The organism is Geodermatophilus sp. SYSU D00691, assembly GCF_054050275.1.
This window is the reverse complement of the sequence record NZ_JBJGYZ010000017.1, coordinates 62,095-88,412: the sequence shown is the minus strand read 5'-3', so window position 1 is coordinate 88,412 and position 26,318 is coordinate 62,095. Positions and strand designations below refer to the sequence as shown.

The window sequence follows — 26,318 nt, the reverse complement described above, 5'->3', positions numbered from 1 at the left end:
CCTCTCGTCCTCGGGCGGCGCCGCGTCGTCCGCGCGCCGTTTCGGCACGATCGGCGGCGCCTCAGGGCTCCCCAGGCCGCCGGCCGGCCAGCTTAACGACCTCAACCAACGGCACTCCCACCGCGGTGGTGACCTCCGTCTCCTCCAGCGCCCCGCAGTCGAGCCCGCGCAGCACCACCCCGGCCAGCGCACGGGCGGTCGCCGGCTCGTCGAGGACGCCGGCCCCGGTGCGGTCGAGGTAGGCCGCCAGCCGGGCCGCGGCGGCCGGCAGAGCCGCGCGGAAGAAGGCGTAGGTGGCCGCGTAGCGGGTGACCAGCTGCGCCGGGTGCAGGTCCCAGCCCTGGTAGAAGCCGCGCTCGAGCGCCCGCCGGACCAGCCCCGCGTGCAGCCGCCAGGCCGCGTGCACCTGCTCGCGCGGGCCCACCGGCAGCACGTTGGTCGAGCCGTCGACCGCCCGGGCGCGGGTGCCGGCGACCGCCACCTGCACGACCTGCTTGGCGAAGTCGGCCGCCGGGTGGTCGGAGGACTGGTGGGCCGCGGCGATGCCGAGCGAGGCGCTGTAGTCGTAGGTGCCGTAGTGCAGGCCGGTCAGCCGCGGGCCGGCCGCGTGCACCATGCGCGCCACCGTCGCCGCGCCGTCCGGACCGAGCACCGCCTGCGGGGTCTCCACCTGCAGCTCGAGGTCCAGCGCCACGCCGTGCGCGTCCTCGAGCGCGTCGAGCACCGGCAGGAAGGCGCGCACCTGCTCGACGTCGGTCACCTTGGGCAGCGTCACGGTCGAGCGGAGACCCAGGGCCGCGTCTCCCGCGCCGTGGGACTCCGCGTACGCCCCGAGGAAGAGGTCGAGGGTGCGGACGCCGCGGCGGCGGGTCGGCCCCTCCAGCGACTTCGCCCGGACGCCGACCGACGGCAGCGGCTCGCCGGCGACCGCGGCCGCCGCGCGGAGGACGTCGTCGTCCTCCCGGTCGGCCCCGCCCCGGTAGCCGTCCTCGGCGTCGACGCGGAGGTCCTCCACCGGCTCGGCGGCGAGCTTGGCGCGCACCCGGGGCAGCACCTCCTCCACCAGGGCGGGCGCGAGGCCGAGGTCGGGCAGGCCGTGCTCGTCGAGGGCGGCGAGGGCGGCCGAGCCCCACGCGTCCGCCAGGCCGGGCGCGACGGCGTCGGCCGGCACGTAGCAGGTGTGCACCGGCTGCCGGCCGGCCCGCTCGCCGGGATAGGCGGCGATCCGCGCGGCGTCGACCGGCTCCAGCCGCCGGTCCAGCTCGGCGTAGACGTCCTCGTGGAGAGTCAGCGTTCACTCCGGTGGGTTCTGGCCCTCGTGCAGGGGCCCGCCGCGAGCAAGCGAGCGGTGGGGGGCACGGGGGTCCTTCAATCGATCAGCTCGTAGGCCGGCAGGGTGAGGAAGTCGGGGAAGTCGTCGGCCAGCGCCACCTGCTCGAACAGCCGGCGGGCGTCGTCGAGCCGCGGCAGCTCGCCGATCGCCGCGACCTCCTCGGCGACGACCGAGCGCACCAGCTCCTCGGTGACGGTCTCCCCCGTGTCGAGCACGACCCGGTTGTGCACCCACTGCCACACCTGCGAGCGGCTGATCTCCGCCGTCGCGGCGTCCTCCATGAGGTTGTGGATCCCGACCGCGCCGTTGCCGCCGAGCCACGCCGCCAGATAGCGGATCGCCACCTCGACGTTCGCCCGCAGACCGGCCATGGTCCGCTCGCCGGGCACGCCGGCGACGTCCAGCAGTTGCTCCGGCGTCACCGCCACGTCGGGCCGCTGCCGGTCCAGCTGGTTGGGCCGCTCCCCCAGGACGGCATCGAAGACCTCCCGGCAGACCGGCACCAGGTCGGGGTGGGCCACCCACGAGCCGTCGAAGCCGTCGCCGGCCTCGCGGGTCTTGTCCTCGCGGACCTTGGCCAGCGCGCGCTCGTTCACCTCGGGGTCGCGCCGGCTCGGGATGAACGCCGCCATGCCCCCGATGGCCAGCGCCCCCCGGCGGTGGCAGACGGCGACCAGCTGGTCGGTGTAGGCCCGCATCATCGGCGCGGTCATCGTCACCGCGCCCCGGTCGGGGAGCACGAACCCGGCCCCGGCCTCGCGGAAGACCTTGATCACGCTGAACAGGTAGTCCCAGCGGCCGGCGTTGAGCCCGGCGGCGTGGCTGCCCAGCGCGTGCAGCATCTCCTCCATCTCGAACGCGGCCGGGATCGTCTCGATGAGCATCGTCGCCCGGATCGAGCCCTCGGGGATGCCGAGCAGCTGCTCGGCGTGGTCGAACACCCGCGCCCACAGCGCCGCCTCGAGGTGCCCCTCCATCTTGGGCAGGTAGAAGTACGGCCCGCTGCCCCGCTCCAGCTGCTCGGCGGCGTTGTGGAACAGGTACAGCCCCGCGTCGACCAGGGCGCCGACGCTCGGCCTGCCGTCGACGAGGAGGTGCCGCTCGTCGAGGTGCCAGCCGCGCGGCCGCGGCACGATCGTGGGCAGGACGGCGTCGTCGCGGATCCGGTACTCGCGGCCGTCGGGGGCGGTGAGCTCCAGCGTCCGGCGGACGGCGTCGCGCAGCACCACCTGCCCGCCGACGACGTTGCGCCAGTGCGGGGTGTTGGCGTCCTCCAGGTCGGCCAGCCACACGTTGGCGCCGCAGTTGAGCGCGTTGACCGCCATCTTCGGCTCGGTCGGGCCGGTGATCTCCACGCGGCGGTCCTCGAGGCCGGGCGGGGGCGGCGGCACCCGCCAGTCGCCGTCCCGGATCTCCGCAGTCTCCGGGCGGAAGTCGATCCGCCGCTCGGCGGCGATCTCGGCCCGCCGGGTGGCGCGGGCGGCGAGCAGCGCGTCGCGGTGCCCGCCGAACCGGGCCTGCAGGTCGGCGACGAACTCCAGCGCCTCGGGGGTGAGCACCTCGGCGGAGCGCTCGACCTCGGGACCCTCCACGCGCACGTCGGGCATCGCGGCTCTCCTCGCCTCGGGCCGGTGACCAGCAGGGCTGGCATCCTCCCACCGTGGCCCTCGACGACTTCAACGCCGATCCACCCGACCAGGTGGTCCAGTCGCTGCGCACGTGCAACGCCGCCCCCCGGTTCGCCGCGGAGGTGGCCGCCGGACGGCCCTACCGCGACGTCGACACGCTGGTCACCCGCGCCGAGGACGTCGTCCGCGGGCTGCCCTGGGCCGAGGTGGAGCTCGCGCTGGCCGCCCACCCGCGCATCGGCGACCGGGTCGAGGGCTCGTCGGCCGAGGCGCAGGCGTCACGCCGGGAGCAGAGCTCGATGACCGGCGCCGGCGACGACGTGCGGACGGCGCTGCTCGAGGGCAACCGCGCCTACGAGGAGCGGTTCGACCACGTGTTCCTCATCCGCGCGGCCGGCCGCTCACCCGAGGAGATGCTCGCTGAACTCCGCCGCCGGCTGGGTAACGACGAGGAGAGCGAGCGCGGCGAGGTCGTCGAGCAACTGGCCCAGATCACGGGCCTCCGGGTGAGGGGACTGGTCTCATGAGCGTCAGCACGCACGTGCTGGACTCGGTGAACGGGCGGCCGGCCGAGGGGATCGCCGTCCGGCTGTTCGCCGGTGAGGAGCTGCTGGCGCGGGGCGTCACCGACGCCGACGGCCGCTGCCGGCTGCTCGAGGGCGCCACCGAGCCGGGGCGGCACCGGCTCGTGTTCGCCACCGGCGCCTGGTTCGCCCACCAGGACCGCGACACCTTCTACCCCGAGGTGGTGCTCAGCTTCGCCGTCCGCGACCCCGACGAGCACCACCACGTGCCGCTGCTGCTGGCCCCCTTCGCCTACTCCACCTACCGCGGCTCGTGACCGGAGGGGATCCGTCGGCGTCACACGCACGGATCCACTCCGCTCCTACAGTGCGCGCATGGCGATCAGGCTCGGGCGCAACCAGTACGGCAAGGCCGAGGTGCGGGTGGTCGCGGTCGACCGCAGCTCCCCGCGGCACACCCTCGTCGACCTGAACGTCAGCAGCAGCCTGCGCGGCGACTTCGCCGCGGCCCACACCGCGGGCGACAACGCGCACGTGCTGACCACGGACGCGCAGAAGAACACCGTGTTCGCCTTCGCCCGCGACGGGGTCGGCCAGCCGGAGGAGTTCGGCCTGCGCCTGGCCCGGCACTTCGGCGGCTCCTACCCGTGGATCACCGGCGCGCGGGTGGCCGTCGAGTCCTACGGCTGGTCGCGGATCCCGGTCGGCGGCACCCCGCACGACCACGCGTTCCGGCGGGACGGCGGCGAGGTGCGGACGGCGGTGGTGACCGTCGACGGGGACGACGTCCACGTGCTGGCGGGCCTCGCCGACCTCGTCGTCCTGAAGACCACCGGCTCGGAGTTCTGGGGCTTCCCCCGCGACCGGTACACCACCCTGGCCGAGACCCGTGACCGCATCCTGGCCACCGCGGTGACCGCCCGCTGGCGCTACACGACCGCCGACCTCGACTTCGCCGACTCCTTCGCCGGCGTCCGGGGCGCGCTGCTCGAGGCCTTCGCCGCGACGCACTCGCTGGCCCTGCAGCAGACGCTGTACGCGATGGGCGAGGCGGTGCTGGCCCGCTTCGGCGAGGTGGCCGAGATCCGGCTGTCGATGCCGAACAAGCACCACTTCCTGCAGGACCTCTCGGCGTACGGGCTGGACAACCCCGACGTCGTCTACCACGCCGACGACCGCCCGTACGGGCTGATCGAGGGGGTCGTGGAGCGCGACGACGTCCCGGCCGCCGAGATCGCGTGGGAGGGCACGCCCGGCTTCTGCTGAGACCGGCTCAGCCGGCCTCGACGCCGATCCCGCCCAGCACGGCGACGGCGTGGATGCGCAGGTCGGCCTCGTGCTCGTCATGGGTGCGGGTCAGCCCGCCGTCGGTGCCGACGCCGCCGATGCCGCGGAAGTGCGACCAGACCCGCCAGTCGGCCGGCACCCGCACGGCCAGCCCGCCCATCACCGCGCGCACGGTGAGGTCGACGCCGGCGGTCTCGCGGATGCCGGTGAGGTCGATCTCCCCGCCGGCCATGGCCAGGTCGACGCGGAGGCGGGACAGCTCCGGGTTGACCGGGCGCAGCTCGAGCGGCCCCAGGGTGCGCACCCGGCGGATGCTCTTGGTGCTCTCGTCGCCCTCGTCGAGCCGGCGCGCGGCCAGCCGGCCGGCCAGTCCGACGACGACCTGCAGGCCGACCCAGGCGGCCAGCCAGGGCAGCACCCGCCGACCGATCCGTGCCATCCGGTCTCCCATGGCGCCAGCCTGCCCCTCCCCGGCCCGCCTGCCCAGGGGCCCGACCGCCCCTGCCACCATCGGCGGGTGAGCGAACCGCGGGAGACGCTGACCTACGAGGCCTTCGGCACCGCCGCCCGGGACCTGGCGCAGCAGTAGAAGGACCTCCCTGCCCCCCACCACTCGCAAGCTCGCGGCAGGACCCTGCAGGGAGGCCGCACCGGGCGGGGCGCTGGGCTACGCGCTGGACGTGAAGAACCTCTTCGTGATGAACGTGGAGTTCTACACCGGCGTCGACGAGCGGCTCGAGCTGCCCGTCGTCCTGCCGCCGACGCTCGACGTCGTCGACCTCACCGGCGCGAACGTCCTGGTGGCCGACGACGTCGCCGACACCGGCAAGACGCTGGAGCTGGTCCGCGACTTCTGCGCCGGGTACGTCGCCGAGGTGCGGACGGCGGTCATCTACGAGAACCCGCGCTCGATCGTCCGCTGCGACCACGTGTGGAAGCGCACCGACCGGTGGATCGACTTCCCCTGGTCGACGCTGCCGCCGGTGGTGCGGCGGGCGAGGTAGGTGGGCGCCGGCGGCGGGAGACCCTCCGCCGCCGGCGCCGCTCCTCCCGGTCGCTCAGTACCGGAAGCGGGAGACCGAGGAGTGCAGCGCGGACGCCATCCGCGCCACCTCCTCGATGGCCGACCGCGCGTCGGCCATGGCCTGCTGGGTGGAGCCGGTGGCGCCGGCCACGGCCTGGATGTTCTCCGCGATCCGGTCGGCCGACTGCGCGGCCTCGGCGACGTTGCGGTTCATCTCCGTCGTCGTGGCGGTCTGCTCCTCGACGGCCGCGGCGATGGTGCCCTGCGAGTCGTTGATGACGGCGATGATCGAGGAGATCTCGCCGATGGCCCGCACCGCGCCGTCGGTGTCGGCCTGGATGGCCTCGACCCGCTGCGCGATGTCCTCAGTGGCTTTCGCCGTCTCCTGCGCGAGCTCCTTGACCTCGTTGGCCACGACGGCGAAGCCCTTGCCCGCCTCGCCGGCCCGAGCCGCCTCGATGGTGGCGTTGAGCGCCAGCAGGTTGGTCTGCTCGGCGATCGAGGTGATCGTCTTGACCACGCCGGCGATCTCCAGCGACGACTCCCCGAGCTTGGCCACGGTCACGGTGGTCGTGTCCGCCACCTCGACCGCCTGACCGGCCACCCGGGCGACCTCGGCGGCGTTCTGCGCGATCTCGCGGATGCTGGCCCCCATCTGCTCGGAGCCGGCCGCGACGGTCTGCACGCTCGTCGACACCTGCCCGGCGGCGGTGGCCACGGCGCTGCTCTGCGTGGAGGACTCGCCGGCCAGGCGGGCCATGTCCTGGGCGCTGGCCGAGAGCTGCTCGGTCGCCGAGGCGAGGGTGGTCGAGCTGTCGCCGATCGCGGCCACCACGGTGCGCATGTCGGCCATCGCGGCCTCCAGCGCCACCGCCATCCGACCGACCTCGTCGCGGCTGGTCACCCCGGTCTCACCGCGCAAGTCGCCCTCGGCGAGGGCGGCCACGACCGCACCCACCCGGCGCAGCGGGCCGACGACGGAGCGGGTGATGACCCAGCCCAGGCCGGCCAGCAGGGCCACGCCGACGGCGGCGACCAGGACCGCCAGCGTGATCGCGGTGCCGCGCTCCGCGGTGGTCCGGTCGACCGCGGCGCCGGCGTGCGCCTCGATCGCCTCGCCCACCGAGGGCAGCGAGTCCTCGAGGGCGCCGAACTGCTCGCCGAACGCGGGGTACAGCGCGCCGGCCGCGGCCGGGTCCCGCCCGGCGAGGGCGACGACCTGCCCGGCGGCGTCGAGGTAGGCCTCGACGTCCGGCACCACCTGCGCCACGGCCGCGTCCACCTCGCCGGAGAGGTGCGCGGCGGCCAGCCGGTCGAGGATGTCGTGGAAGTTGGCGGTGTGGGCGTCGAGGTCGGCGACGGCGCCCGCGTACCGGTCCCCCACCCCGCCGCTGAGCAGCGCCTGCAGCACGTCGGCCCGGACTGCGTCGTGCATCATGTCCGCCTCGAGCGCCAGCCCTGTCGCCGCGTTGGCGTCCAGCAGCGTCTCGGCACGTTCCCCGGTGTCCTGCAGCGCCCGCACGGTGATCAGGGCGAAGACCGCGAGCGCCACCGCGCCGGCGGCCACGAGGACGGCGAGCTTGGTGCCCAGCGGACGGTCGGACCAGGAACGGGCCACGGTGCTCCCCAGCGGGCCGGCTGTACCGGTGGGCGGTCCACCGTGCCGCTTCCTTCGGCACACGGTTGGAGTGACTACAGCCGAACGGTCGAGGACGGGAAGTCTTGATCCGGTCGTGACCCGGGTCACCCGGCGTGGAGCCGGTAGAAGCGGAAGAAGTCGTGCTCCACCGGGAGGACCTCGACGCCGGCGAACCCGGCCTCCCGCGCGTACCGCTCGAGGGTCGCCGGGCGCATCACCGTGCCGGTGCCGACGGAGGGCCGGGTGGACATCCCGTCGGGCAGGCAGCAGAAGAGGCTGTATCCGTACATCAGCCGCTCGACCTCGTCGCCGGGCGCGGTGAACCGCTCGGCGACCCGCTCGTCGGCCACCAGCACCGTGCCGCCGGGGCGGGCCATCCGCCGCATCGCCCGCAGCACCGACACCGGGTCGGGCAGGTCGTGCACGCACTCGAAGGCCAGCACCAGGTCGTACGCGCCGTCCTCGGCGAGGTCGCCGACGTCGACCACCCGGAACCGCACCCGGTCGCCGACGCCGGACTCGTGCGCGTTGCGCTGCGCCTGCTCGACCGAGGGGACGTCGACGTCGTAGCCGTCGACGCGCGCGGCCGGGTAGCCGAGCGCCATCCCGATCGACGACCAGCCCATGCCGCAGCCGACGTCGGCGACCCGGCCGCCGGCGCGCAGCGCGGCGTCGACGTCCGGCAGCGTCGCGAGCACCTCGGGCACGAGGGAGTGCAGGAAGAACGGGCGGTTGGCGGCGGCCTGCCCCTCCCAGGCGTCCGGCCCCATCTCGTGCCAGCTCAGCCCGCCGCCGGTCCGGTAGGCGTCGACCAGCCGCCCGGTGTTGCGGGTGAAGGCGACGGCCACCTGGGCCAGCGGCGCGGTGTAGGCGGGGCTCAGCTCGTCGACGAGCACGTCCCGGTGCGCGGCCGGCAGCGTGTAGCGGCGGTCGTCCGGCGCGGCGTCGACGTCGTCCACGGTCAGGTAGCCGGCCACGGCCTGCTGCTCCAGCCACTCGCGGGCGTAGCGCGGGTCGGTGCCGGTGCGCTCGGCCAGCTCGGGTGCCGTGGCGGGGGCGGCGGCCAGCGCCCGGTACCAGCCCAGGCGCCCGCCGAGCTCGACCGCGGCGGCCTCGAAGGCCCCGGTCACCGCGGCGACCAGCCGGTCGGCCAGGGCGGTCCGCTGCAGTTCGTCGGGTTCGGTCGTCGTCACGGACCCCGACCGTGGCCTCGCTCCGCTCCCGCCCGACAGGGCCTTACGTCCCGTCCCGGCGGGTCGAGACGGCGACGCTGAAGCGCCGGTCGCGGGCGACCACCCGGGTGGACCCGACCAGCCGGCGCAGCGCCACGGGGTGCGGCAGCGGCGAGTTGAACACCGTCCACAGCTCGCCGCCCGGCCGCAGCACCCGGCCCGCGGCGGCGAACAACCGGTCGGCGGCGCTGGTCACCACGGCCGCCCCGAGGTGGAACGGCGGGTTGCAGACGACGAGGTCGACGCTGCCGGCCGGCACGCTCTCCGCGGCGTCGTCGCGGAGCACCTCGACCGCGACGCCGTTCGCCGCGGCGGTCGCCGCGGCCGACCGGACCGCGGCCGCCGACTGGTCGGTGGCGACCACCCGCACCCCCTCGCGGGGCAGCGCGGCGGCCAGCACGCCGGTGCCGCAGCCGAGGTCGAGCGCCGTGCCGTCCCCGCAGTGCGGCAGCGCCCGCAGCAGCGCCCGGGTGCCGAGGTCCACCCGGGTGCCGGCGAAGGCGGCGCCGTGCGCGCACACGGTCAGCCCGAGGTCGGGGTGGTGCTGCCGCCGGGGGAAGGACGACGCCACCGCGCGCGGGCCGCGGGCGACCAGCACCCGCGACTTCTGCCGGGCGAGGGTCGCCGACACGTCGGTGAACGAGTCGCGCAGGACGTCGTTCATCGCGTGCGTCATGTGCTTGACCCGCCCGCCGACGAGCACCGTGACGTCCGGCGCGGCCGACGCGGCGACGACCTCGGCGATCTCGCGCAGCGCGTCGAGCGCCTTGGGCGCCTTGACCAGGACGACGCGGGCGCCGTCGGCCAGCGCGGCGTCGAGGCCGGTGCGGGCGAAGGAGCCCGTGAGCCCGGTGCGCTCGGCGTTGCGGGCCAGCGCCCGCTCGGCGACCAGCAGGTCCTGGGTGACGCGGACGCCGTCGGCCCGGTGCAGGGCGACCGCGCCGAGGGTGAGCGCCCCGTAGGAGTCGTCGACGACGGCGACCTCCCCCGGGCCGGCGCCGGCGATCAGCCCGGCGGCCTCGTCCAGCAGCAGCCGGTCGGTGGCGTCGACCGCGACGAGGTCCGGGGCCTCGACGTCGGGCTCGCGGGAGAGCTGGGCGAAGAGGTCGCTCACCGGGCGGGGGTGGCGGCGACGAACCCCGCGACCACGTGGGCGAGCTGCGGGCCGACGTCCTCCTGCAGGAAGTGCCCGCCGCCGGCCAGGGTCGTGTGCGGCTGCCCCTGCGCCCCGGGGACGAGCCGCTGGAACACCCGGTCGCCGCCGGCGGTGATCGGGTCGCCGTCGGAGAACGCGGTCAGGAACGGCTTGTCGAAGCGGGTCAGCGTCTCCCAGGCCGCCCGGTTGGCCGCGGCCGCCGGGTCGTCGGGCCGGGTCGGCACCAGAGACGGGAAGACCCGCGCACCGGCCTTGTACCGGTCGTCGGGGAAGGGCGCGTCGTAGGCCGCCACCACCGGGGGCGGCAGCGGCATGAGGGACCCGTTCTGCACCACCCGGCCGATGTCGAACGCCTCCGCCGTCGCGGCGAACCGCTGCCACGCGAGGAACGCCTCGGTCACCGGGTGGTCGCCGGTGGGCAGGCCGGTGTTGGCGACGACCACCCGGGAGAAGCGGTCGGGGTGCTCGCCCACCAGCCGGAGCCCGATCAGCCCGCCCCAGTCCTGCCCCACGAGGGTGACCCCGGTCAGCCCGAGCCCCTCGAACAGGGTCTGCCGCATCCACTCGACGTGCCGGGCGTAGGTGTAGGCGGCCGGGTCCACCGGCTTGTCGGACCGGCCGAACCCGACGAGGTCGGGGGCGACCACCCGCAGCCCGGCGGCCGTGAGCGGCGGGATCACGTGCCGGTACAGGAACGACCAGGACGGCTCGCCGTGCATGAGCAGGACCGGCTCGCCGTCGGGCGGGCCCACGTCGACGACGGCGACCCGCAGCGGGTCGCCGTCGTCGGTGGTGAACGTGACGTAGCTCGGCTCGTAGGGGAAGTCCGGCAGACCGGCGAACCGGTCGTCCGGCGTCCTCAGCACCTCCACGTGCGTCTCGTTCCCCGCTCGCCGCGGCCTCAGACGCCGGGCAGGCCGACCGGGCAGGAGACGCCGGTGGAGTGCACCGGGCAGTAGCCGTTGGGCACCTTGTAGAGGTACTGCTGGTGGTAGTCCTCGGCGTAGAAGAACTCCTGCAGCGGGGCGATCTCGGTGGTGATCTCGCCGTACCCGGCCTCCTTCAGCCGCTGCTGGAAGGCGTCGCGGCTGGCGCGGGCGGCGGCCTCCTGCTCGGGGCCGTCGTAGTAGATGGCCGAGCGGTACTGGGTGCCGATGTCGTTGCCCTGGCGCATGCCCTGGGTGGGGTCGTGGTCCTCCCAGAACACCTTGAGCAGCTGCTCGTAGGAGATCTGCGCGGGGTCGAACACGACGAGGACGACCTCGGTGTGGCCGGTCCGCGCCGAGCAGACCTCCTCGTAGGTCGGGTTGGGCGTGTAGCCGCCGGCGTAGCCCGCGGCGGTGGAGTAGACGCCCGGCGTCTGCCAGAAGACCTTCTCCACGCCCCAGAAGCAGCCCGCGCCGAAGACGGCGGTCTGCAGGCCGGCGGGGAAGGGGGGCTGGATGCGGTTGCCGTTGACGGCGTGCACCTCGGGCACGTGCGGGAGCGGGGTGGGGCGGCCGGGGAGGGCGTCGGCGGCCGAGACCGGCTGCGTCTTGAACCGGGAGAAGACCATGTCCCGAGCCTAGGCCGCCCGGGCAACCCGCCGGGCGCTCCGGAGTGCAGGATCAGCGGGTGATCACGACCCGTGAGTGGCAGCTCGCCGCCCGACCGCACGGCGAGCCGACGCCGGAGGACTTCCGGCTGGTCGAGCACGAGCACCCCGACCCGGCCGACGGGCAGGTCGTCGTCCGCATGCTGGCGATGTCGGTCGACCCGTACATGCGCGGCCGGATGCGCCCCGGCCCCTCGTACGCCCCGCCGTGGGAGGTCGGCGAGACGATGCAGGGCGGCGCGGTCGGCCGCGTGGTGGGGTCCCGCTCGGCCGACGTGCCCGAGGGCGCGCTGGTGCTGACGAACGCGGGCTGGCGCGACGTCGCCGTCCTCGACGCGGGCGCCGTGCGCGTCCTGCCCGACCTCGACGTGCCCCCGAGCTACCACCTCGGCGTGCTGGGCATGCCGGGCCTGACCGCGTACGCGGGGCTGTTCCGCGTGGCCGCGTTCCGGGAGGGCGACGCGGTGCTCGTCTCCGGCGCGGCCGGGGCGGTGGGCAGCCTGGTGGGGCAGTTCGCCCGCCTGCGCGGGGCGTCGCGCGTCGTCGGCAGCGCCGGCAGCCCGGCCAAGGTGGCCTGGCTCACCGGGGAGCTCGGGTTCGACGCCGCCTTCGACTACCACGCCGGCCGGGTGGCCGAGCTGCTCGCCGGCGCCGCCCCCGACGGGATCGACGTCTTCTTCGACAACGTGGGCGGCGAGCACCTGGAGACGGCGATCGGCGCGTTCCGGCTGCACGGGCGGGCCGCGATCTGCGGGTCGATCTCCCAGTACAACGCCGTCGAGCCGCCGCCGGGACCACGCAACCTCTCGCTGCTGGTGGGGCGGCGGATCACCCTGCGCGGGTTCCTGGTCGGCGACCACGGCGACCTGCGGCCCGAGTTCGCCGAGACGGTCGGCGGCTGGCTGCGCGACGGGTCGCTCGTCGTCCGGGAGACGGTCCGCGACGGCCTCGAGGAGGCGGTGCCGGCGTTCCTCGACCTCCTGCGCGGCGGCAACACCGGGAAGATGGTCGTCCGGCTCGCCCCCGACCCGGCCTGACCGTTTCCGGCTCCCCGCGGTCCGGTTTTCCGTCCTGGCGGGACGGGGAATCGGACCGGCACGGGGGGTGGCGCACCCGATCGGGTGCCCGGACCGATCTCGCACGGGCGAGCCTGTTGCCCACCGGGGGCGCCACCGCGCACCATCCGCGCAGCAGCTCGATCGACAGCGCCGTCGGTCCGTGCGAGAGGAGCGGTCGATGACCACCGTCCAGACCGATCGGACCGACCGGCCGCGCTTCCCCGTGCCGCGCCCCGACGAGGCGCACTGGCCCGGGCTGGCCCGCCCCCCGCGGGCGCCGTTCCGCGCGCGCATCGCCGAGGCGGTGTTCCGCTCGGCCGTCGGCCCGCTGCCGATCCGCGTCGTCCTGCCCGACGGGCGGGTGCTCGGCAGCGGCGGCAAGGACGCCCCGGTGATGCGGCTGGTCCGGCCGCAGGCCTTCTTCGCCCGGCTCGGCGCCGACGTGAAGATCGGCTTCGGCGAGGCGTACATGACCGGCGACTGGACCACCGGTGCCGGCACCGACCTGGCCGAGCTGCTCTCGACCTTCGCCGCCCGGGTCGGCCGCCTGGTGCACCCGGCGCTGCAGAAGCTGCGGCACGTCGTCGAGCGCACGCAGCCCGCGCACGAGGAGAACAGCAGGCAGCACAGCCGGAGCAACATCTCACGGCACTACGACCTGTCCAACGAGCTGTTCGCCGAGTTCCTCGACGAGACGATGACCTACTCGTCGGCCTGGTTCGAGCCCGGCGACGACCTGCGGTCGGCGCAGCTGCGCAAGATCGACGGCATCCTCGACCTGGCCCGCGTGCGGTCCGGGATGCGGGTGCTGGAGATCGGCTCCGGCTGGGGTGCGCTGGCGATCCGCGCGGCGCAGGAGCGCGGCGCCGCCGTCACCACGCTGACCCTGTCCGCCGAGCAGCGGAAGCTGGCGCTGGAGCGGGCCGCCGCCGCGGGCGTGGCCGACCGGGTCGACGTCCGGCTGCAGGACTACCGGGACGTGCGCGGGCAGTTCGACGCCGTCGTCTCGGTGGAGATGATCGAGGCGGTCGGCGAGCGGTACTGGCCCACCTACTTCGCCGCGCTCGACCAGCTGCTCGTCCCGGGCGGCCGGGTCGGGCTGCAGTCGATCACCATGCCGCACGACCGGATGCTGGCCACCCGCCGCGGCTACTCCTGGATCCACAAGTACGTGTTCCCCGGCGGGATCATCCCGTCGCTGCGGGCCATCGAGGACACCCTCGCCGCGCACACCGCGCTGTCGGTCGTCGAGCGCCGCGAGCTCGGCCCGCACTACGCCCGCACCCTCGCGCTGTGGCGGGAGAGGTTCCTGGCGAACTGGGGCCGGCTGGAGGGCGCGTTCGACGACACCTTCCGCCGGATGTGGGAGTTCTACCTCGCCTACTGCGAGGCCGGGTTCCGCGTCGGCTACCTCGGCGTCAGCCAGCTCGGCCTGGCCCGCACCCCCACGTGGTGAGCGGAGTGGATCCGTCGGCGGAACGCCGACGGATCCACTCCGCACCTCACGAGAACAGGGCGCTGTAGCCGTTGAGCGCCGGCTGCCCGCCCAGGTGCGCGTACAGCACCGTGGACGACGGCGCGATCTCGCTGCGGCCGACCAGGTCGATCACCGCGGCCATCGACTTCCCCTCGTAGACGGGGTCGGTGACCATGCCCTCGGTGCGCGCGGCCGTCTCCATCGCCCGGATCGTCGTCTCGTCGGGGATGCCGTAGACGCCCGCGTGGTAGCGCTCGTCGAGCTCGACGTCGGCCGCGGTGAGCTCTCGCTGCACGCCGATCGCCTCGGCCGTGCGCCGGGCGATCCGCAGCACCTGGTCGCGGGTCTCGGCCGGCTTGGCGCTGGCGTCGATGCCGAGCACCCGCCGGGGCCGGCCGCCGGCCTCCTCGAGCTGCGCGAACCCGGCGACCATGCCGGCCTGCGTCGAGCCGGTCACCGAGCAGACGACGACGGTGTCGAAGAAGACGCCGAGCTCGGCCTCCTGCGCGGCCACCTCGTGCGCCCAGCCCGCGAACCCGTGCCCGCCCAGCGGGTGGTCGCTGGCCCCGGCCGGGATGGCGTAGGGCTTGCCGCCGCGGGCCTCGATCTCGGCGAGCGCGGCCTCCCAGCTCTCCTTGAACCCGATGCCGAACCCGGCCTTGACCAGCCGGACGTCGGCGCCGGCCAGCCGGCTGATCAGGATGTTGCCGACCTTGTCGTACACGGCGTCGGGCCAGTCGACCCAGCTCTCCTGCACGAGCACGCAGGACAGGCCGACCCGCGCGGCGACGGCGGCGACCTGGCGGGTGTGGTTGCTCTGCACGCCGCCGATCGAGACCAGCGTGTCGCAGCCCTGGGCGAGGGCGTCGGCGACGAGGTACTCCAGCTTGCGGGTCTTGTTGCCGCCGAACGCGATGCCGGAGTTCACGTCCTCCCGCTTGGCCCACACCGCGGCGCCGCCCAGGTGCTCGGTGAGCCGGTCGAGCCGGTGCACCGGGGAGGGGCCGAACAGCAGGGGGTAGCGGGGGAAGTCGTCAAGGCTCATCGGGGTCGTCCTCCAGTTCGGACAGCAGCGCCGTCCAGATCACGGTGGTGGTGGCGACGGCGGCGGCGACGTCACCGGCGGCGCAGGCGGCGATCAGCCGCTCGTGCAGGGCGATCGAGGGGTGCGCGTCGGCGGGGGCGAACCGCAGGCGCTCCAGCCGGCGGATCGCCGGGGTGAAGCGGTCGACGGTGGCGCTGAGCGCACCGTTGCCGGCGCGGGCGAGCAGGACGCCGTGCAGCTCGTCGTCGGCGGCGAGCGCGGCGTCGACGTCCCCGGCGGCCACCGCGGCGGCGAACCGCTCGTTGGCCGCCCGCATGGCCGCGAGGTCGTCGGCGGTCACCCGCGCGGCCGCGGTCCGCACGGCCAGCTCGTGCATCGCCCGGACGACGACGGCGGCGTCGCGGACCTGGCGGACGACGAGCGGGGTCACCCGGGTGTGGCTCTGCGGCTTGGCCTCGACCAGCCCCTCGTCGGCCAGCCGCGCCAGCGCCGCCCGCACCGGCGCGACGGAGAGCCCCAGGCGGGCGGCCAGCGCCGCGTCCTTGACCACCGTGCCGGGCGCGAGGTCGCCGGACACGATCGCGGCCCGGATCCGGTCGGTCGCCTGGTCGCGCAGCAGCACCCGGGCGACGGGAGCGAGGGCGGTCACGGTTGACATTTCAGATGTCAGATGCCGCCGCGTCAAGCCCGGTGCTTGATCGCGACCAAGCGCGGGTGCTTTCTCCCGACAAAGCCCCGATCGTTGCGGTGGTTGGCAGGCACGGGCCTCGTGCGGACGGCGGCCGGGCCGCACCGTGGGCGCATGTACGCCGACTGGGCCTCCCCCGCCGACGCCGCCGCCCACTTCGCGCACCGCCTCGCCGTGGAGACCGACGTCAGCGACGTCGCCGCGGCCCTGGGCAGCGGTGGGTTCGTGCTGCTCGACAGCCGCAGTGCCGAGTCGTGGGCGCAGGGGCACGTGCCGGGCGCGGTGCACCTGCCCGGGCGGGAGATCCCCGCCCGCGCGGCCGCCGAGCTCGACCCCGCCGTCCCCGTGGTCACCTACTGCTGGGGACCGGGCTGCAACGGCGCCACCCGCGCCGCCCTCGCGCTGGCGCTGCTCGGCTACCGCGTGCGGGAGATGCTCGGCGGCTTCGAGTACTGGGCGCGCGAGGGCTTCCCGGTGGAGACCGCCGACGGCGTCCGCCGCGAGGACGTCGACCCGCTGACCGCGCCGCTGCCCGGCATCAGCTGCGGCTGCTGAGCGGCGTCAGCAGTCCTGCTCGGGCAGGTTCTCGCTCGCCCAGCCGGCCAGCTGGTCGAGGATCGGGCGGAGCCGTGCGCCGGCCTCCGTGAGCTCGTAGCTCACCGCGACCGGTGGGCCGGGGTCGACGGCGCGGTGGACCAGCCCGGCGGCCGCGAGTTCGGCCAGCCGGTCGGACAGGACCGAGTCGCTGATGCCGCCGACCGCCCGTCGCAACCCGCTGAAGCCGGCGGGTCCGCCGGCCAGGACACCGATGATGACCCCGTTCCAGCGCTTGCCGAGGAACCCGAACGCGCGGCTGAGCGCTGCGTCGCACGACTGCGTCGTGGAGGTCGCCTCGGCTGTCACGCGGTGATGGTAGACGCCGCGCCTCGGCTCCAGCACTAGCCTTTCCGTAGTGCTAGCTTTTCCGTAGTGCTAGCTTTTCGCTAGTTGCTACGCCGAGGAGAGCACGAGGTCGTCATGTCACTGTTCCGTCTGGACGCCAGCATCCGGGTCGAGGGATCGGCCAGCCGCGAGATCGCGGACATCGTGGAGGCCGGGTGGCGGGCCGGGAACCCGGCCGCGCCGATCACCCGGCGGCACCTCGGGACCGAGCCGGTCCCGGCGACCGCCTGGGGGGACGCCGTCTCGGGCGGCTCCCTCCCCGCGGCGCAGCGCACCCGGCAGCAGGCCGAGGCGGTAGCCCTGGCCGCGACCCTGGCCGACGAGCTGGCCGACGCCGAAGCGCTGCTGTTCGCCGTCCCGCTGTACAACTTCGGCGTCTCGCAGCACTTCAAGGCCTACGTCGACCTGGTGCTCACCGACCCGCGGTTCGCGCCCGGCGGGCAGCCGCCGACCCTGGGCAAGCCCGCCGTCCTGGCCACCGTGCGCGGGGGCAACTACTCCGCTGGGACCCCGCGCGAGGGCTGGGACCACGCCACCTCGTGGATGCGCCGCATCCTGGCCGACGTCTGGCAGCTGGATCTGCGGGTCGTCGAGCGCGAGTTCACGCTGGTCGGTGTCAACCCGGCGCTGGACCAGTTCACCGAGCTCGCCGCGGAGCTGAAGGCGACCGCGGAGCGCGAGGCCGCCGAGCACGGCCGCCTGCTCAGCGCCGCCCCTGCCGCCGCCGCGTGAGCCCGCCGACGGCCCCGCCGTCAGCCCAGGGTGGGGGCGGGGTCGTCGGCGAGGCGCGACCACAGCAGCTCGTCGTGCTTGACGCCGTCCCCGTACCGGTAGGAGCGGCGCAGCCGGCCCTCCTGCGTGAACCCGGCCTTCTCGGCGACGCGGCCGGAGGCGGTGTTCTCCACGGCGTGGCACAGCTCGATCCGGTCCACCGGCAGCGCGGCGAACGCCCACCGGCAGACGGCGTCGACGACGAGCGGGGCGATCCCGCGGCCGCGCGCGGCGGCGGTCGTCCAGTAGCCGATCTCCGCGTCGGCCTGTCCCCGGTCGATCGAGTGCAGCGACACCGAGCCGAGGAGCTCGCCGCTGCCGGCGTCGACGACGGCCCACGAGGCGTGGTCGCCGCCGCTCCAGTCCATCCGGCCCCGGATCATCCGCAGGACGTCGTCGCGCGAGGCCGAGCCCGAGCCGTTCCAGAGCCGGATCGACGGGTCCTGCAGCGCGGTCCACGTGGCCTCGGCGTCGTCCTCCCGCCACGGGCGCAGCAGCACCGGGCCGACCACCAGCTCGAAGGGCTCCACGGCAGCCGATCCTGCCGGGGAGCTCAGACCGGGATCGAGACCCCGACCCCGCCGCGGGTCCGCGCGCCGTAGCGCTCGATCTCGCGCTCCAGGTCCAGCGGCCGGATGGCCATGGCCTGCGCGCGGACCTCCTCGGTGATCAGGTCGGCCGGCAGCAGCCAGGAGACCTCGAACTCCAGGCCGTCGGGGTCCTGGGCGTAGAGGGCCTTGGTGGTGGCGTGGTCGGAGGCGCCGACCAGCGCGCCCGCCTGCACCAGCGCCTCGCGGACGCGGGCGAGCTCGGCGAGCGTGTCCACCTCCCAGGCGAGGTGGTACAGCCCCACGGTGCGGCGGCCGGCCTCCGACGGCCCGGCGCCCGCGCCGATCGCGAACAGCCCGAGGTCGTGGTCGTTGGTCGAGCCCTCGGCCTGCAGGAACACCGCGCGCCCGGGGATCTCCGCAGCTACCCGGAAGCCCAGCACGTCCCGGTAGAAGGCGAGGCTGCGCGCCACGTCGCGCACGTAGAGGACGGCGTGGTTGAGGCGCTGGACCGGCATGGGACGAGCATCCCGCACCATGCTTGAGTCCTCAAGCATCCCTGCGCCCGGCGCGGGTACGAGCGGGTCATGGACCACTCGCGCGTGCCCGTCCTCGAGGCCCTGCAGGAGTTCCGCCGGCGCGGCGACGTCGTCTACGGACCGCCGGGGCACAAGCAGGGCCGCGGCACCGACCCGCGCGTCCTGGAGATCCTCGGTGAGGCGCTGTTCGCCGACGACGTCCTCTCGCTCAACGGCCTCGACGACCGGCGCCAGTCGCAGGGCATCGTCAGCCAGGCGCAGGACCTCATGGCCGACGCCGTCCACGCCGACCACGCGTTCTTCTCCACCTGCGGCAGCTCGCTGTCGGTGAAGACGGCGATCATGTCGGTGGCCGGCCCCGGCGAGCGGCTGATGATCAGCCGCAACGCGCACAAGTCGGTGATCTCCGGGCTGATCATCAGCGGTGTCCAGCCGGTGTGGGTGCACCCGAAGTTCGACCCCGAGCGCAATCTCGCCCACCCGCCGGAGCCCGACGACGTCCGCCGCACCCTCGAGGCGAACCCCGACGTCAAGGGGATGCTGCTGATCACCCCGACCGACTGGGGCACCTGCGCCGACATCGCCGGGACGGCGGACATCATGCACGACGGGACCTGCCGCTGATCGTCGACGAGGCCTGGGGCGCCCACCTGCCGTTCCACCCCGACCTGCCGGCCTGGGGCATGGACGCCGGCGCCGACCTCGTGGTCACCAGCGTGCACAAGATGGGCGGCGCGGTGGAGCAGAGCTCGGTGTTCCACCTGCGCGGCGACCGGATCGATCCCGACGTGCTCAAGGCGCGCGAGGACCTGCTCGGGACGACGAGCTCCTCGGCGCTGGTCTACCTGACCCTCGACGGGTGGCGGCGGCAGATGGTCGAGCACGGCGAGGAGCTGCTCGGGGTGGCGCTCGAGCGGGCCCGGCGCGTGCGCGCGGCGATCTCCGAGCTGCCCGGCATCGACCTGATGGACCGCGAGGTGGTGCGGCCCGGCGGGGCGTTCGACCTCGACCCGCTGGTCATGACCATGGACGTGCGCGGGCTCGGGATCACCGGCTACCAGGCCAGCGAATGGCTGCGGGCCGAGCGGCACGTCGACATCGGCTCGGCCGACGCCTGCCGGATGAGCGCCCGCCTCACGCACGCGGACGACGACGAGACCGAGCAGCTCCTGGTCGACTCGCTGCGGGCGCTGGTCGAGAACGCCGGTTCGATCGAGCGGCCGCCGGCGGTGGCCCTGCCCGAGCCCCGGGCGCTGGAGCTGGAGTCGGTCATGTCCCCGCGCGCGGCCTTCTTCGCCCCGGTCGAGCAGGTGCCGGTGGCGGAGGCGGTCGGCCGCGTCGTCGCGGAGATGGTCACCCCGTACCCGCCCGGTGTGCCGGTGCTCGCGCCGGGTGAGCGGATCACCCAGGAGGTCCTCGACTACCTGACCACCGGCGTCGAGGCCGGCATGCTGCTGCCCGACCCGGCCGACCCGTCGCTGAAGAGCCTGCGGGTGGTCGCGGAGTAGACGTGGTGGACGTCGTCGTCCGGGTCGAGGCCTCGCTGGCCTTCCTGCTGCCGCTGCGCGACCGCGCGGCGCGGGAGCGCCGGCTGGCGTTCGACCCGGACGCGACGGTCGGCCACCTGGTGCAGGCCGCCGGCGTCCCGCTGACCGAGGTCGGGGAGCTGACCGTGGACGGCGGACCGGTCGGGCCTCCTGCCCGCACGACCCCCGGCGCCGTCGTGGGCGTCGGCGCGGCGTCGCGGCCGCAGCCGGTGCCGGCGGGCGGCTTCCTGCTCGACGTCGGGCTCGGCGCGCTCGCCCGGCGGATGCGGCTGCTCGGCCTGGACGCCGCCTGGTCGAACGACGCCGACGACCCGTCGCTGGTGGAGCGGGCCCGGGCCGAGGAGCGGGTGCTGCTCACCCAGGACCGGGGGCTGCTCATGCGCCGCGCCCTGCCGGCCGGCGCACTGGTGCGCGGCAGCGGCGCCGACCCGCAGCTGGCCGACGTCCTCGACCGCTTCGCGCCCGCGCTGGCGCCGCTGACCCGCTGCACGGCCTGCGGCGGGCCGCTCGTCGCCGTCCCCAAGGCCGAGGTGGCCGACCGGCTGCCGCCGGGCACCCGGCGGACCTACGAGGAGTTCTCCCGCTGCACCGCGTGCGGGCGCGTCTACTGGCGCGGCGCGCACGCCCGGCGGATCGACGCGCTGATCGCCCGGGCGCGGTAGGTCGGCCCGCACGGGCCACGGCCTGGCCCCGGTGTGTCACGCGGGCCGGGCAGACAGGAGCGACCGTCCACCCGAGACCGCTCGCGAGGCCGCCGTGTACCTGTCGAAGACCGAGGCCGCCGTCCTGCCGACCATCCGGCTGGGCGCGCCCGACCGGCCGGCACCACCGCCCGCGACGACCGGCCGGCGCCGGCTGTGGCCGCTGCTCGGGCCGGCCTTCGTCGCCGCCGTGGCTTACGTCGACCCGGGCAACTTCGCGACCAACTTCTCCGGCGGCGCGGCCTTCGGCTACACGCTGCTGTGGGTCATCGTCGCGGCCAACCTCATGGCGATGCTCATCCAGTCGCTCACCGCGAAGCTGGGCATGGCCACCGGCCGCGACCTGGCCACCCTCTGCCGCGAGCGGCTGCCCCGGCCGCTGACCCGCGTGCTGTGGCTGCAGGCCGAGGCGGTGGCGATCGCCACCGACCTGGCCGAGATCGTCGGCGGCGCCGTCGCCCTCTACCTGCTCTTCGGCGTGCCGCTGCCGGTCGGCGGCTGCATCACCGCCGTGGTGGCGTTCCTGCTGCTGGCCGCCCAGTCGCGCGGGCACCGGCCGTTCGAGCGGGTGATCGCCGGGCTGCTGCTGGTCATCGGCGCCGGGTTCGTCTACACGCTGATCGGCTCCGGGGTCAGCCTCGGCGGGCTGGCCGGCGGCATGGTGCCCTCCTTCGACGGGCCGGAGAGCCTGGTGCTGGCCACCGGCATCCTCGGCGCCACGGTCATGCCGCACGTCATCTACGTGCACTCGGCGCTCACCCCGGGCCGGTACGGCGACGTCGTCACCGCCGGGCGGACGACGGCGGGACGGCGGCGGCTGCTGCGGGCGCAGCGGCTCGACGTGCTGCTGGCCATGGGCCTGGCCGGCCTGGTGAACGCCACCATGCTGGTGATCGCCGCGCAGCTGTTCAGCGGCGGCGCGCAGGCCGGCTCGCTGGAGACCGTGCACGCCGGTCTCGGCGACCGGCTCGGCGCCGGCGCGGCGGCCGCGTTCGGCATCGCGCTGCTGGCCTCGGGCTTCGCGTCGTCGTCGGTGGGCACGCACGCCGGGCAGGTCGTCATGGCCGGCTTCCTGCGGCGCAGCATCCCGGTGCTGGCCCGCCGGGCGATCACGCTCGCCCCGGCGTTGGCCGTGCTGCTGCTCGGCGCCGACCCGACCGAGGCGCTGGTCTGGTCGCAGGTGGTGCTCTGCTTCGGCATCCCCTTCGCGCTGGTGCCGCTGCTGTGGCTGACCAGCCGCCGCGACCTGATGGGCGGCTGGGTGAACCGGCGGGTCACGACCCTCGCCGGCTCGGTCGTGGCCGCCCTGATCATCGGCCTCAACGTCTACCTGCTCGCCGGCCTGGTGCGCTAGCCCGGAAAGGCCCCTCGCCGGGGTGGTCCGCTGCCACCTCGACCGCCTGTTCACGGGGAGGGAGAGATAGGCTCCACGCCACAACAGAACACGTCCGACAGGGGAGCGCCTAGGCGCTGAGAGTGCGGTCCGCCGCAGACCCTCGAACCTGATCCGGGTAATGCCGGCGCAGGGAGTCTGGAGGAACCATGGCCGACCAGGCCGTCCGTCCGTCGTCCGCCACCACCGACGCGCCCGCGCGCAGCCTGCGCTGGCGCACCGTCGACATCGTCGTCGCCGCCGTCCTCGGCGTCGCCTTCGGCGTCGTCTTCTGGGCGTGGAACCTCGTCTCCGAGACGCTGTCCACGCCGCTGGACTTCTTCCCGCCGATCAAGGGCCTGCTCAACGGGGTCTTCCTGATGCCCGGCGTGGTCGCCGGGCTGCTCGTGCGCAAGCCCGGCGCGGCGGTCTTCGCCTCGACCCTCGCCGCCGCGGTCAGCCTCCTGCTGGGCTCGCCCTACGGCATGATCATCGTCGTCTACGGCCTGGTGCAGGGCGCCGGCGGCGAGCTCGGCTTCCTGCTCACCGGCTACCGCAGCTTCGGCTGGGGCACCGCGGTGCTCGCGGCGGTCACCGCCGGCCTGTCGACGTCGGTGCTCGACCTGTCGCTGTACTACCCGGTGTCGGCCGACTACCCGTTCTGGTCGTTCACCGCCCCGTACACCCTCACCACCGTGCTCTCCAGCGTGCTGCTGGCCGGCGTCGTGGGGCTCCTGCTGGTGCGGGCCCTGGCGCGCACGGGAGCGCTGAGCTCGTTCGCCGCGGGCCGCCGCCGCGTCTGACCCGGGCCCTGCGGTGAGGTCCACGGACGCTCGTGCCCTGCCCACTCCCGGTGGGCACGGCACGAGCGGCCCGGCACGGCTGGTCGCCCGCGGCCTCGGCGTGCGGCACGCCTCCCGCCGCGCCTGGGCGCTCACCGGGATCGACCTCGCCGTCGAGCCCGGTGAGCGGGTGCTGCTCACCGGCGCCTCGGGGTCGGGCAAGTCGACGTTGCTCGCGGCGGTCGCCGGGATCCTCGAGGCCGAGGGCACCGAGGTGGCCGGCTCGCTGACCGTGGACGGCGAGCCGCCGCGGGCGGCCCGCGGCCGGCTCGGCCTGCTGATGCAGGACCCCGACAGCCAGCTCGTGATGACCCGCGCCGGGGACGACGTCGCCTTCGGGCTGGAGAACGCCGGGCTGCCGCCGGCGGAGATCTGGCCCCGCGTCGACGAGGCGCTGGCGGCGGTCGGCTTCCGCTACGGGCGCGGGCGGCCGACCGCGGCGCTGTCGGGCGGGGAGAAGCAGCGGCTGGTGCTCGCCGGGGCGCTGGCCCGCCGGCCGGGCCTGCTGCTGCTCGACGAGCCCACCGCCCAGCTGGACCCCGACGGCGCCGCGCTCGTCCGCGGCGCCGTTGCCCGCGCCACCGCCGACCGCGGCGTGACCGTGCTCGTGGTCGACCACGACGCCGAGCCCTGGCTGCCGCTGGTCGACCGGGTGGTCGAGCTGACGCCCGGCGGCCTGGCCGAGCAGGGCCCCGGCTGGCGGCCGGTCCCGCGCACGGCCGGCCTGGTCCTCCCCCCGGCGGTGGACGGACCGGTCCTGCTCGCGGCCGACGGCGCCGGCTACACCTACCGGGGCGCCCCCGATCCGGCCCTGGGTCCCACCGACGCCGTCCTGACCGCGGGGCGGGCGCTGGCCGTCACCGGGCCGAACGGCACCGGCAAGTCCACCCTCGCCCTGCTCCTGGCGGGCCTGCGGGCGCCGACCGCCGGGCGGGTCGAGGCCTCGGTCGAGCTGGCCGCGGGGGTGCGCAGGGGGTACCGGGAGCCGCACCGGTGGCGGGCCGGCGAGCTGGTGAGCCGGATCGGCACCGTGTTCCAGCACCCCGAGCAGCAGTTCCTCACCGGCCGGCTGCGCGACGAGCTGGCGCTGGGCCCGCTGCGCTCCGGCGGGCACGCCACCGCGGCGCGGGCGACCGCCGACGCGCTGCTGGAGCGGCTCGGGCTGACCGCCTTCGCCGAGGCGAACCCCTACACGCTCTCCGGCGGCCAGCAGCGCCGGCTGTCGGTGGCCACGGCGCTGGCCACCTCGCCCCGGGCCGTGGTGCTCGACGAGCCGACGTTCGGGCAGGACGCCGGGACCTGGCGCGAGCTGGTCGTCCTGCTGGCCGAGCAGCGGGCGGCCGGCTGCGCGGTCGCCGTCGTCACGCACGACGCCGACCTGGTGGACGTCCTGGCCGATGACCGGGTGCAGCTGTGAGCTCGCTGGCGCTCGGGCCGGTGGCCGACGTCCGGCTCTCCCGGCTCAACCCGGTGGCCGGGCTGACCGCGATCGGCGTCGTCACCCTCGTGCTCCTCACCAGCCTCGACGTGGTCACGCCCGCGGTGCTGGTGGCCGCCGAGCTCGCGCTCTTCCCCGCCGCCGGCCTGACCTCGCTGCGCACGATCTGGGTGCGCACCTGGCCGGTGCTCCTGGGCGCGGGCACGGTCGGGCTGGTCAACGTCGTCCTGGCCGACGACGCCCCGCCGATCGCCGGTGTCGGGCTGGGCCTGCGCGTGGTGGGGCTCGCGCTGCCCGGGGTGCTCTTCGCGGCCTCGGTCGACCCGGTGCGGCTGGCCGACGCGCTGACGATCCACTGGCGGCTCTCGACCCGGTTCGCCTACGGCGCGCTGGCGGCCCTCCGGCTCGCCCCGCTGCTGGTCGCCGAGTTCGAGGCCCTGCGGCTGGCCCGGCGGACCCGCGGCGTCGAGGCCGGCCGCAACCCGGTGGCGGCGGTGCGCCTGGTCGCGGGCGTGGGGTTCGCCCTGCTGGTGGCGGCGGTGCGGCGCGGGTCGCGCCTGGCGACGGCGATGGACGCCCGCGGCTTCGACTCCGGCATCCGGCGGACCAACGCGCGCGGCTCCGTCGTCACCGGCCGGGACCGCGCGTTCGTCGCCGCGACCGTCGCCGTGTGCGCCGTCGCGGTGGCCCTCAGCGTGGCCGTCGGGGTCTGGGACCCCGTGTTCGTCGGCGGCTAGCCTGCCGGCCGTGGCCGCCACGCGCTACGTCGCCCTGCTGCGCGCGATCAACCTCGCCCGCACCCGGCGGGTGCCCATGCCGCGGCTGCGCGAGCTCCTCGCCGCGCACGGCTTCGGCGACGTCCGCACCCACCTGTCCAGCGGGAACGTCGTCCTCGACAGCGGCCTGGGCGAGGCCCAGCTGGCCGCGGAGCTCGCGCAGCTGCTGGAGCAGGAGTTCGGCTTCGCCGTCCCGGTCGTCGTCCGCACCGGGGCGCAGCTCGCCGACGTCGTCGCGGCCGACCCGCTCGGCGCGGTCGCGACCGACCCCGCCCGCTACTCCGTCACGTTCTTCCCCGAGGCCCCCGACCCCGCCCGGGTGGCGGCGGCGCCGCGGGTGCCGGGGGCGGAGGTCGAGTTACGCGGCCGGGAGCTCTACCTGTGGCTGCCCGAGGGCCTCCAGGCCGCACGCGGGGTGAAGTGGGACGAGCTGCTCGGCGTCGCCGGGACCAACCGGAACTGGAACACCGTCACGCGGCTCGCCGAGCTCGCCCGGTGAGATCCGGGCTGCCGGACCGGCCGGTGCGTGGTGAACTCGCACCCGAGGCGGACCCGCGGCGGGAGCACGGCGGTCACCCGTCCGGGGTGACACGCGTCCCATCACGTTTGGCGACCCTGCGTGTAACCCATACGCAGGTGTTCGGTCGGTCGTCGATCCCAGGCGGCCTCGGTGGCGAGGGGACAGCACGTGGCGGGCAGGACGGAGCCGGTCTGGCCGTCGGCGGCACCCCCGTCGGCGTTCGACGGCCTGTCCTGGCAGCTCACCGACGTCGCCGAGCTCCCCCGCGTCCGGCACGAGCTGCGCCGCCACGCCGCGACGACGGCGCTGCGGCACGACGCCCGCGGCGAGGACCTGCGCGACCAGCTGGTGCTGGCGCTGGACGAGATGGCCAGCAACGCGCTGCGGCACGGCGGCGGCCGGCAGGTCACCGCGGCGGTGCGGCTCACCGAGCAGGCCTACCTCATCGAGGTCACCGACGGCGCCCCCTCCTCGCCACCGGTGCCGGCGGTCGACCGCGACCCGAGCGAGGGCGGGCTCGGCCTGTACCTGATCGCCGAGCTCGCCACGCGCCACGGCTGGTACGCCGACGGCGCGACGAAGGTGGTCTGGGCGCTGCTCCCCCGCGGCTGAACCGGCCCCCTCGGGGAACCGCCCC

General features: G+C 75.3%; 30 protein-coding genes and 1 riboswitch. Of the genes, 17 read left to right on the top strand and 13 right to left on the bottom strand.

Annotated features, from left to right (window positions below; all coding sequences use genetic code 11):
* Positions 1-61: 61 nt before the first annotated feature.
* Entirely contained in the window at positions 62-1,249 is a 1,188-nt protein-coding gene (locus tag ACI797_RS14215) for a DUF6986 family protein (protein WP_456859341.1), read from the bottom strand.
* Between the two features lie 119 nt (positions 1,250-1,368).
* Positions 1,369-2,940: a malate synthase A gene (gene aceB, locus ACI797_RS14210; RefSeq protein WP_456859319.1), complete on the bottom strand. Its 1,572-nt coding sequence runs from the start codon at positions 2,938-2,940 to the stop codon at positions 1,369-1,371.
* A 53-nt stretch (positions 2,941-2,993) separates the two neighbouring features.
* On the opposite strand from aceB, the gene uraD reads away from it, so the two are divergent.
* Genes uraD through pucL form a run of 3 tightly spaced genes read left to right on the top strand, consistent with a single transcriptional unit; the run spans position 2,994 to position 4,751 of the window.
* Positions 2,994-3,488 carry a 2-oxo-4-hydroxy-4-carboxy-5-ureidoimidazoline decarboxylase gene (gene uraD, locus ACI797_RS14205; RefSeq protein ID WP_456859318.1) on the top strand — a complete coding sequence of 165 codons (495 nt, stop codon included), beginning with the start codon at positions 2,994-2,996 and terminating at the stop codon, positions 3,486-3,488.
* Positions 3,485-3,802 carry a hydroxyisourate hydrolase gene (uraH, locus tag ACI797_RS14200; RefSeq protein ID WP_456542237.1) on the top strand — a complete coding sequence of 106 codons (318 nt, stop codon included), beginning with the start codon at positions 3,485-3,487 and terminating at the stop codon, positions 3,800-3,802. The genes uraD and uraH overlap by 4 nt, the downstream gene beginning before the upstream one ends.
* 58 nt (positions 3,803-3,860) lie before the next feature.
* On the top strand, positions 3,861-4,751 hold the full coding sequence (gene pucL / locus ACI797_RS14195) for a factor-independent urate hydroxylase (protein ID WP_456859317.1): 891 nt from the start codon (positions 3,861-3,863) through the stop codon (positions 4,749-4,751).
* Positions 4,752-4,758: 7 nt separating this feature from the next.
* Here the strand turns inward: pucL and ACI797_RS14190 are convergent, their stop codons facing one another.
* Entirely contained in the window at positions 4,759-5,211 is a 453-nt protein-coding gene (locus ACI797_RS14190; RefSeq protein ID WP_456542239.1) for a hypothetical protein, read from the bottom strand.
* Between the two features lie 241 nt (positions 5,212-5,452).
* Here ACI797_RS14190 and ACI797_RS14185 point away from each other — a divergent pair, with 241 nt between their 5' ends.
* Entirely contained in the window at positions 5,453-5,776 is a 324-nt protein-coding gene (locus ACI797_RS14185) for a phosphoribosyltransferase (RefSeq protein WP_456859316.1), read from the top strand.
* A 54-nt stretch (positions 5,777-5,830) separates the two neighbouring features.
* Here the strand turns inward: ACI797_RS14185 and ACI797_RS14180 are convergent, their stop codons facing one another.
* The 5 genes from ACI797_RS14180 to msrA all read right to left on the bottom strand — a co-directional run bounded on the left by ACI797_RS14180 (position 5,831) and on the right by msrA (position 11,378).
* The gene (locus ACI797_RS14180; RefSeq protein WP_456859314.1) at positions 5,831-7,414 is read right to left on the bottom strand and encodes a methyl-accepting chemotaxis protein; all 1,584 of its coding nucleotides are present in this window, start codon (positions 7,412-7,414) and stop codon (positions 5,831-5,833) included.
* 125 nt (positions 7,415-7,539) lie between these two features.
* Entirely contained in the window at positions 7,540-8,628 is a 1,089-nt protein-coding gene (locus ACI797_RS14175) for a class I SAM-dependent methyltransferase (RefSeq protein ID WP_456859313.1), read from the bottom strand.
* A gap of 43 nt (positions 8,629-8,671) precedes the next feature.
* On the bottom strand, positions 8,672-9,781 hold the full coding sequence (locus tag ACI797_RS14170; RefSeq protein ID WP_456859312.1) for a class I SAM-dependent methyltransferase: 1,110 nt from the start codon (positions 9,779-9,781) through the stop codon (positions 8,672-8,674).
* Complete coding sequence (locus ACI797_RS14165) at positions 9,778-10,695, bottom strand: haloalkane dehalogenase (protein ID WP_456859311.1); 918 nt, start codon at positions 10,693-10,695, stop codon at positions 9,778-9,780. Before ACI797_RS14165 ends, ACI797_RS14170 begins: the two co-directional genes overlap by 4 nt.
* A gap of 29 nt (positions 10,696-10,724) precedes the next feature.
* The gene (gene msrA / locus ACI797_RS14160) at positions 10,725-11,378 is read right to left on the bottom strand and encodes a peptide-methionine (S)-S-oxide reductase MsrA (protein ID WP_456859310.1); all 654 of its coding nucleotides are present in this window, start codon (positions 11,376-11,378) and stop codon (positions 10,725-10,727) included.
* A gap of 59 nt (positions 11,379-11,437) precedes the next feature.
* Here msrA and ACI797_RS14155 point away from each other — a divergent pair, with 59 nt between their 5' ends.
* Entirely contained in the window at positions 11,438-12,454 is a 1,017-nt protein-coding gene (locus tag ACI797_RS14155) for an NADP-dependent oxidoreductase (protein ID WP_456859309.1), read from the top strand.
* A 199-nt stretch (positions 12,455-12,653) separates the two neighbouring features.
* The gene (locus tag ACI797_RS14150; RefSeq protein WP_456859308.1) at positions 12,654-13,931 is read left to right on the top strand and encodes a class I SAM-dependent methyltransferase; all 1,278 of its coding nucleotides are present in this window, start codon (positions 12,654-12,656) and stop codon (positions 13,929-13,931) included.
* A 46-nt stretch (positions 13,932-13,977) separates the two neighbouring features.
* Here the strand turns inward: ACI797_RS14150 and ACI797_RS14145 are convergent, their stop codons facing one another.
* Together ACI797_RS14145 and ACI797_RS14140 are read right to left on the bottom strand one after the other, a co-directional pair.
* Positions 13,978-14,997, bottom strand: coding sequence for a 1-aminocyclopropane-1-carboxylate deaminase (locus ACI797_RS14145; RefSeq protein WP_456859307.1), 1,020 nt, complete (start codon positions 14,995-14,997; stop codon positions 13,978-13,980).
* A complete protein-coding gene (locus ACI797_RS14140; RefSeq protein ID WP_456859305.1) occupies positions 14,987-15,646 on the bottom strand; it encodes a GntR family transcriptional regulator in 660 nt (219 codons plus the stop codon). The genes ACI797_RS14145 and ACI797_RS14140 overlap by 11 nt, the downstream gene beginning before the upstream one ends.
* A gap of 153 nt (positions 15,647-15,799) precedes the next feature.
* On the opposite strand from ACI797_RS14140, the gene ACI797_RS14135 reads away from it, so the two are divergent.
* Positions 15,800-16,240, top strand: a complete 441-nt coding sequence (locus tag ACI797_RS14135) for a rhodanese-like domain-containing protein (protein WP_456859304.1) — start codon at positions 15,800-15,802, stop codon at positions 16,238-16,240.
* 6 nt (positions 16,241-16,246) lie between these two features.
* Here ACI797_RS14135 and ACI797_RS14130 read toward each other — a convergent pair whose 3' ends face one another.
* A complete protein-coding gene (locus ACI797_RS14130) occupies positions 16,247-16,588 on the bottom strand; it encodes a winged helix-turn-helix transcriptional regulator (protein ID WP_456859303.1) in 342 nt (113 codons plus the stop codon).
* A 114-nt stretch (positions 16,589-16,702) separates the two neighbouring features.
* On the opposite strand from ACI797_RS14130, the gene ACI797_RS14125 reads away from it, so the two are divergent.
* On the top strand, positions 16,703-17,359 hold the full coding sequence (locus ACI797_RS14125) for an FMN-dependent NADH-azoreductase (RefSeq protein ID WP_456859301.1): 657 nt from the start codon (positions 16,703-16,705) through the stop codon (positions 17,357-17,359).
* Between the two features lie 20 nt (positions 17,360-17,379).
* Here ACI797_RS14125 and ACI797_RS14120 read toward each other — a convergent pair whose 3' ends face one another.
* Entirely contained in the window at positions 17,380-17,928 is a 549-nt protein-coding gene (locus tag ACI797_RS14120) for a GNAT family N-acetyltransferase (protein WP_456859300.1), read from the bottom strand.
* Between the two features lie 23 nt (positions 17,929-17,951).
* Positions 17,952-18,464: a VOC family protein gene (locus tag ACI797_RS14115; protein WP_456859299.1), complete on the bottom strand. Its 513-nt coding sequence runs from the start codon at positions 18,462-18,464 to the stop codon at positions 17,952-17,954.
* A gap of 69 nt (positions 18,465-18,533) precedes the next feature.
* Here ACI797_RS14115 and ACI797_RS14110 point away from each other — a divergent pair, with 69 nt between their 5' ends.
* The 9 genes from ACI797_RS14110 (at position 18,534) to ACI797_RS14070 (ending at position 26,293) form a co-directional block, all read left to right on the top strand.
* Positions 18,534-19,109, top strand: coding sequence for a hypothetical protein (locus tag ACI797_RS14110; RefSeq protein ID WP_456859298.1), 576 nt, complete (start codon positions 18,534-18,536; stop codon positions 19,107-19,109).
* Positions 19,046-19,993, top strand: coding sequence for an aminotransferase class I/II-fold pyridoxal phosphate-dependent enzyme (locus ACI797_RS14105; protein WP_456859340.1), 948 nt, complete (start codon positions 19,046-19,048; stop codon positions 19,991-19,993). Before ACI797_RS14110 ends, ACI797_RS14105 begins: the two co-directional genes overlap by 64 nt.
* A gap of 2 nt (positions 19,994-19,995) precedes the next feature.
* Positions 19,996-20,694 (top strand): Mut7-C RNAse domain-containing protein, encoded by a 699-nt coding sequence (locus ACI797_RS14100; protein WP_456859297.1) that lies wholly within the window; start codon positions 19,996-19,998, stop codon positions 20,692-20,694.
* A gap of 94 nt (positions 20,695-20,788) precedes the next feature.
* On the top strand, positions 20,789-22,087 hold the full coding sequence (locus ACI797_RS14095) for an Nramp family divalent metal transporter (RefSeq protein WP_456859296.1): 1,299 nt from the start codon (positions 20,789-20,791) through the stop codon (positions 22,085-22,087).
* Positions 22,088-22,176: 89 nt separating this feature from the next.
* Positions 22,177-22,279, top strand: a riboswitch (TPP riboswitch).
* A complete protein-coding gene (locus ACI797_RS14090; RefSeq protein ID WP_456542453.1) occupies positions 22,276-22,908 on the top strand; it encodes an ECF transporter S component in 633 nt (210 codons plus the stop codon). It overlaps the preceding riboswitch by 4 nt.
* 13 nt (positions 22,909-22,921) lie before the next feature.
* Positions 22,922-24,364 carry an ABC transporter ATP-binding protein gene (locus tag ACI797_RS14085; RefSeq protein WP_456859295.1) on the top strand — a complete coding sequence of 481 codons (1,443 nt, stop codon included), beginning with the start codon at positions 22,922-22,924 and terminating at the stop codon, positions 24,362-24,364.
* Positions 24,361-25,122, top strand: a complete 762-nt coding sequence (locus ACI797_RS14080) for an energy-coupling factor transporter transmembrane component T family protein (protein WP_456859294.1) — start codon at positions 24,361-24,363, stop codon at positions 25,120-25,122. The genes ACI797_RS14085 and ACI797_RS14080 overlap by 4 nt, the downstream gene beginning before the upstream one ends.
* A 10-nt stretch (positions 25,123-25,132) precedes the next feature.
* The gene (locus tag ACI797_RS14075; RefSeq protein ID WP_456859293.1) at positions 25,133-25,660 is read left to right on the top strand and encodes a DUF1697 domain-containing protein; all 528 of its coding nucleotides are present in this window, start codon (positions 25,133-25,135) and stop codon (positions 25,658-25,660) included.
* Positions 25,661-25,849: 189 nt separating this feature from the next.
* On the top strand, positions 25,850-26,293 hold the full coding sequence (locus ACI797_RS14070) for an ATP-binding protein (protein WP_456859292.1): 444 nt from the start codon (positions 25,850-25,852) through the stop codon (positions 26,291-26,293).
* Positions 26,294-26,318: the final 25 nt, after the last annotated feature.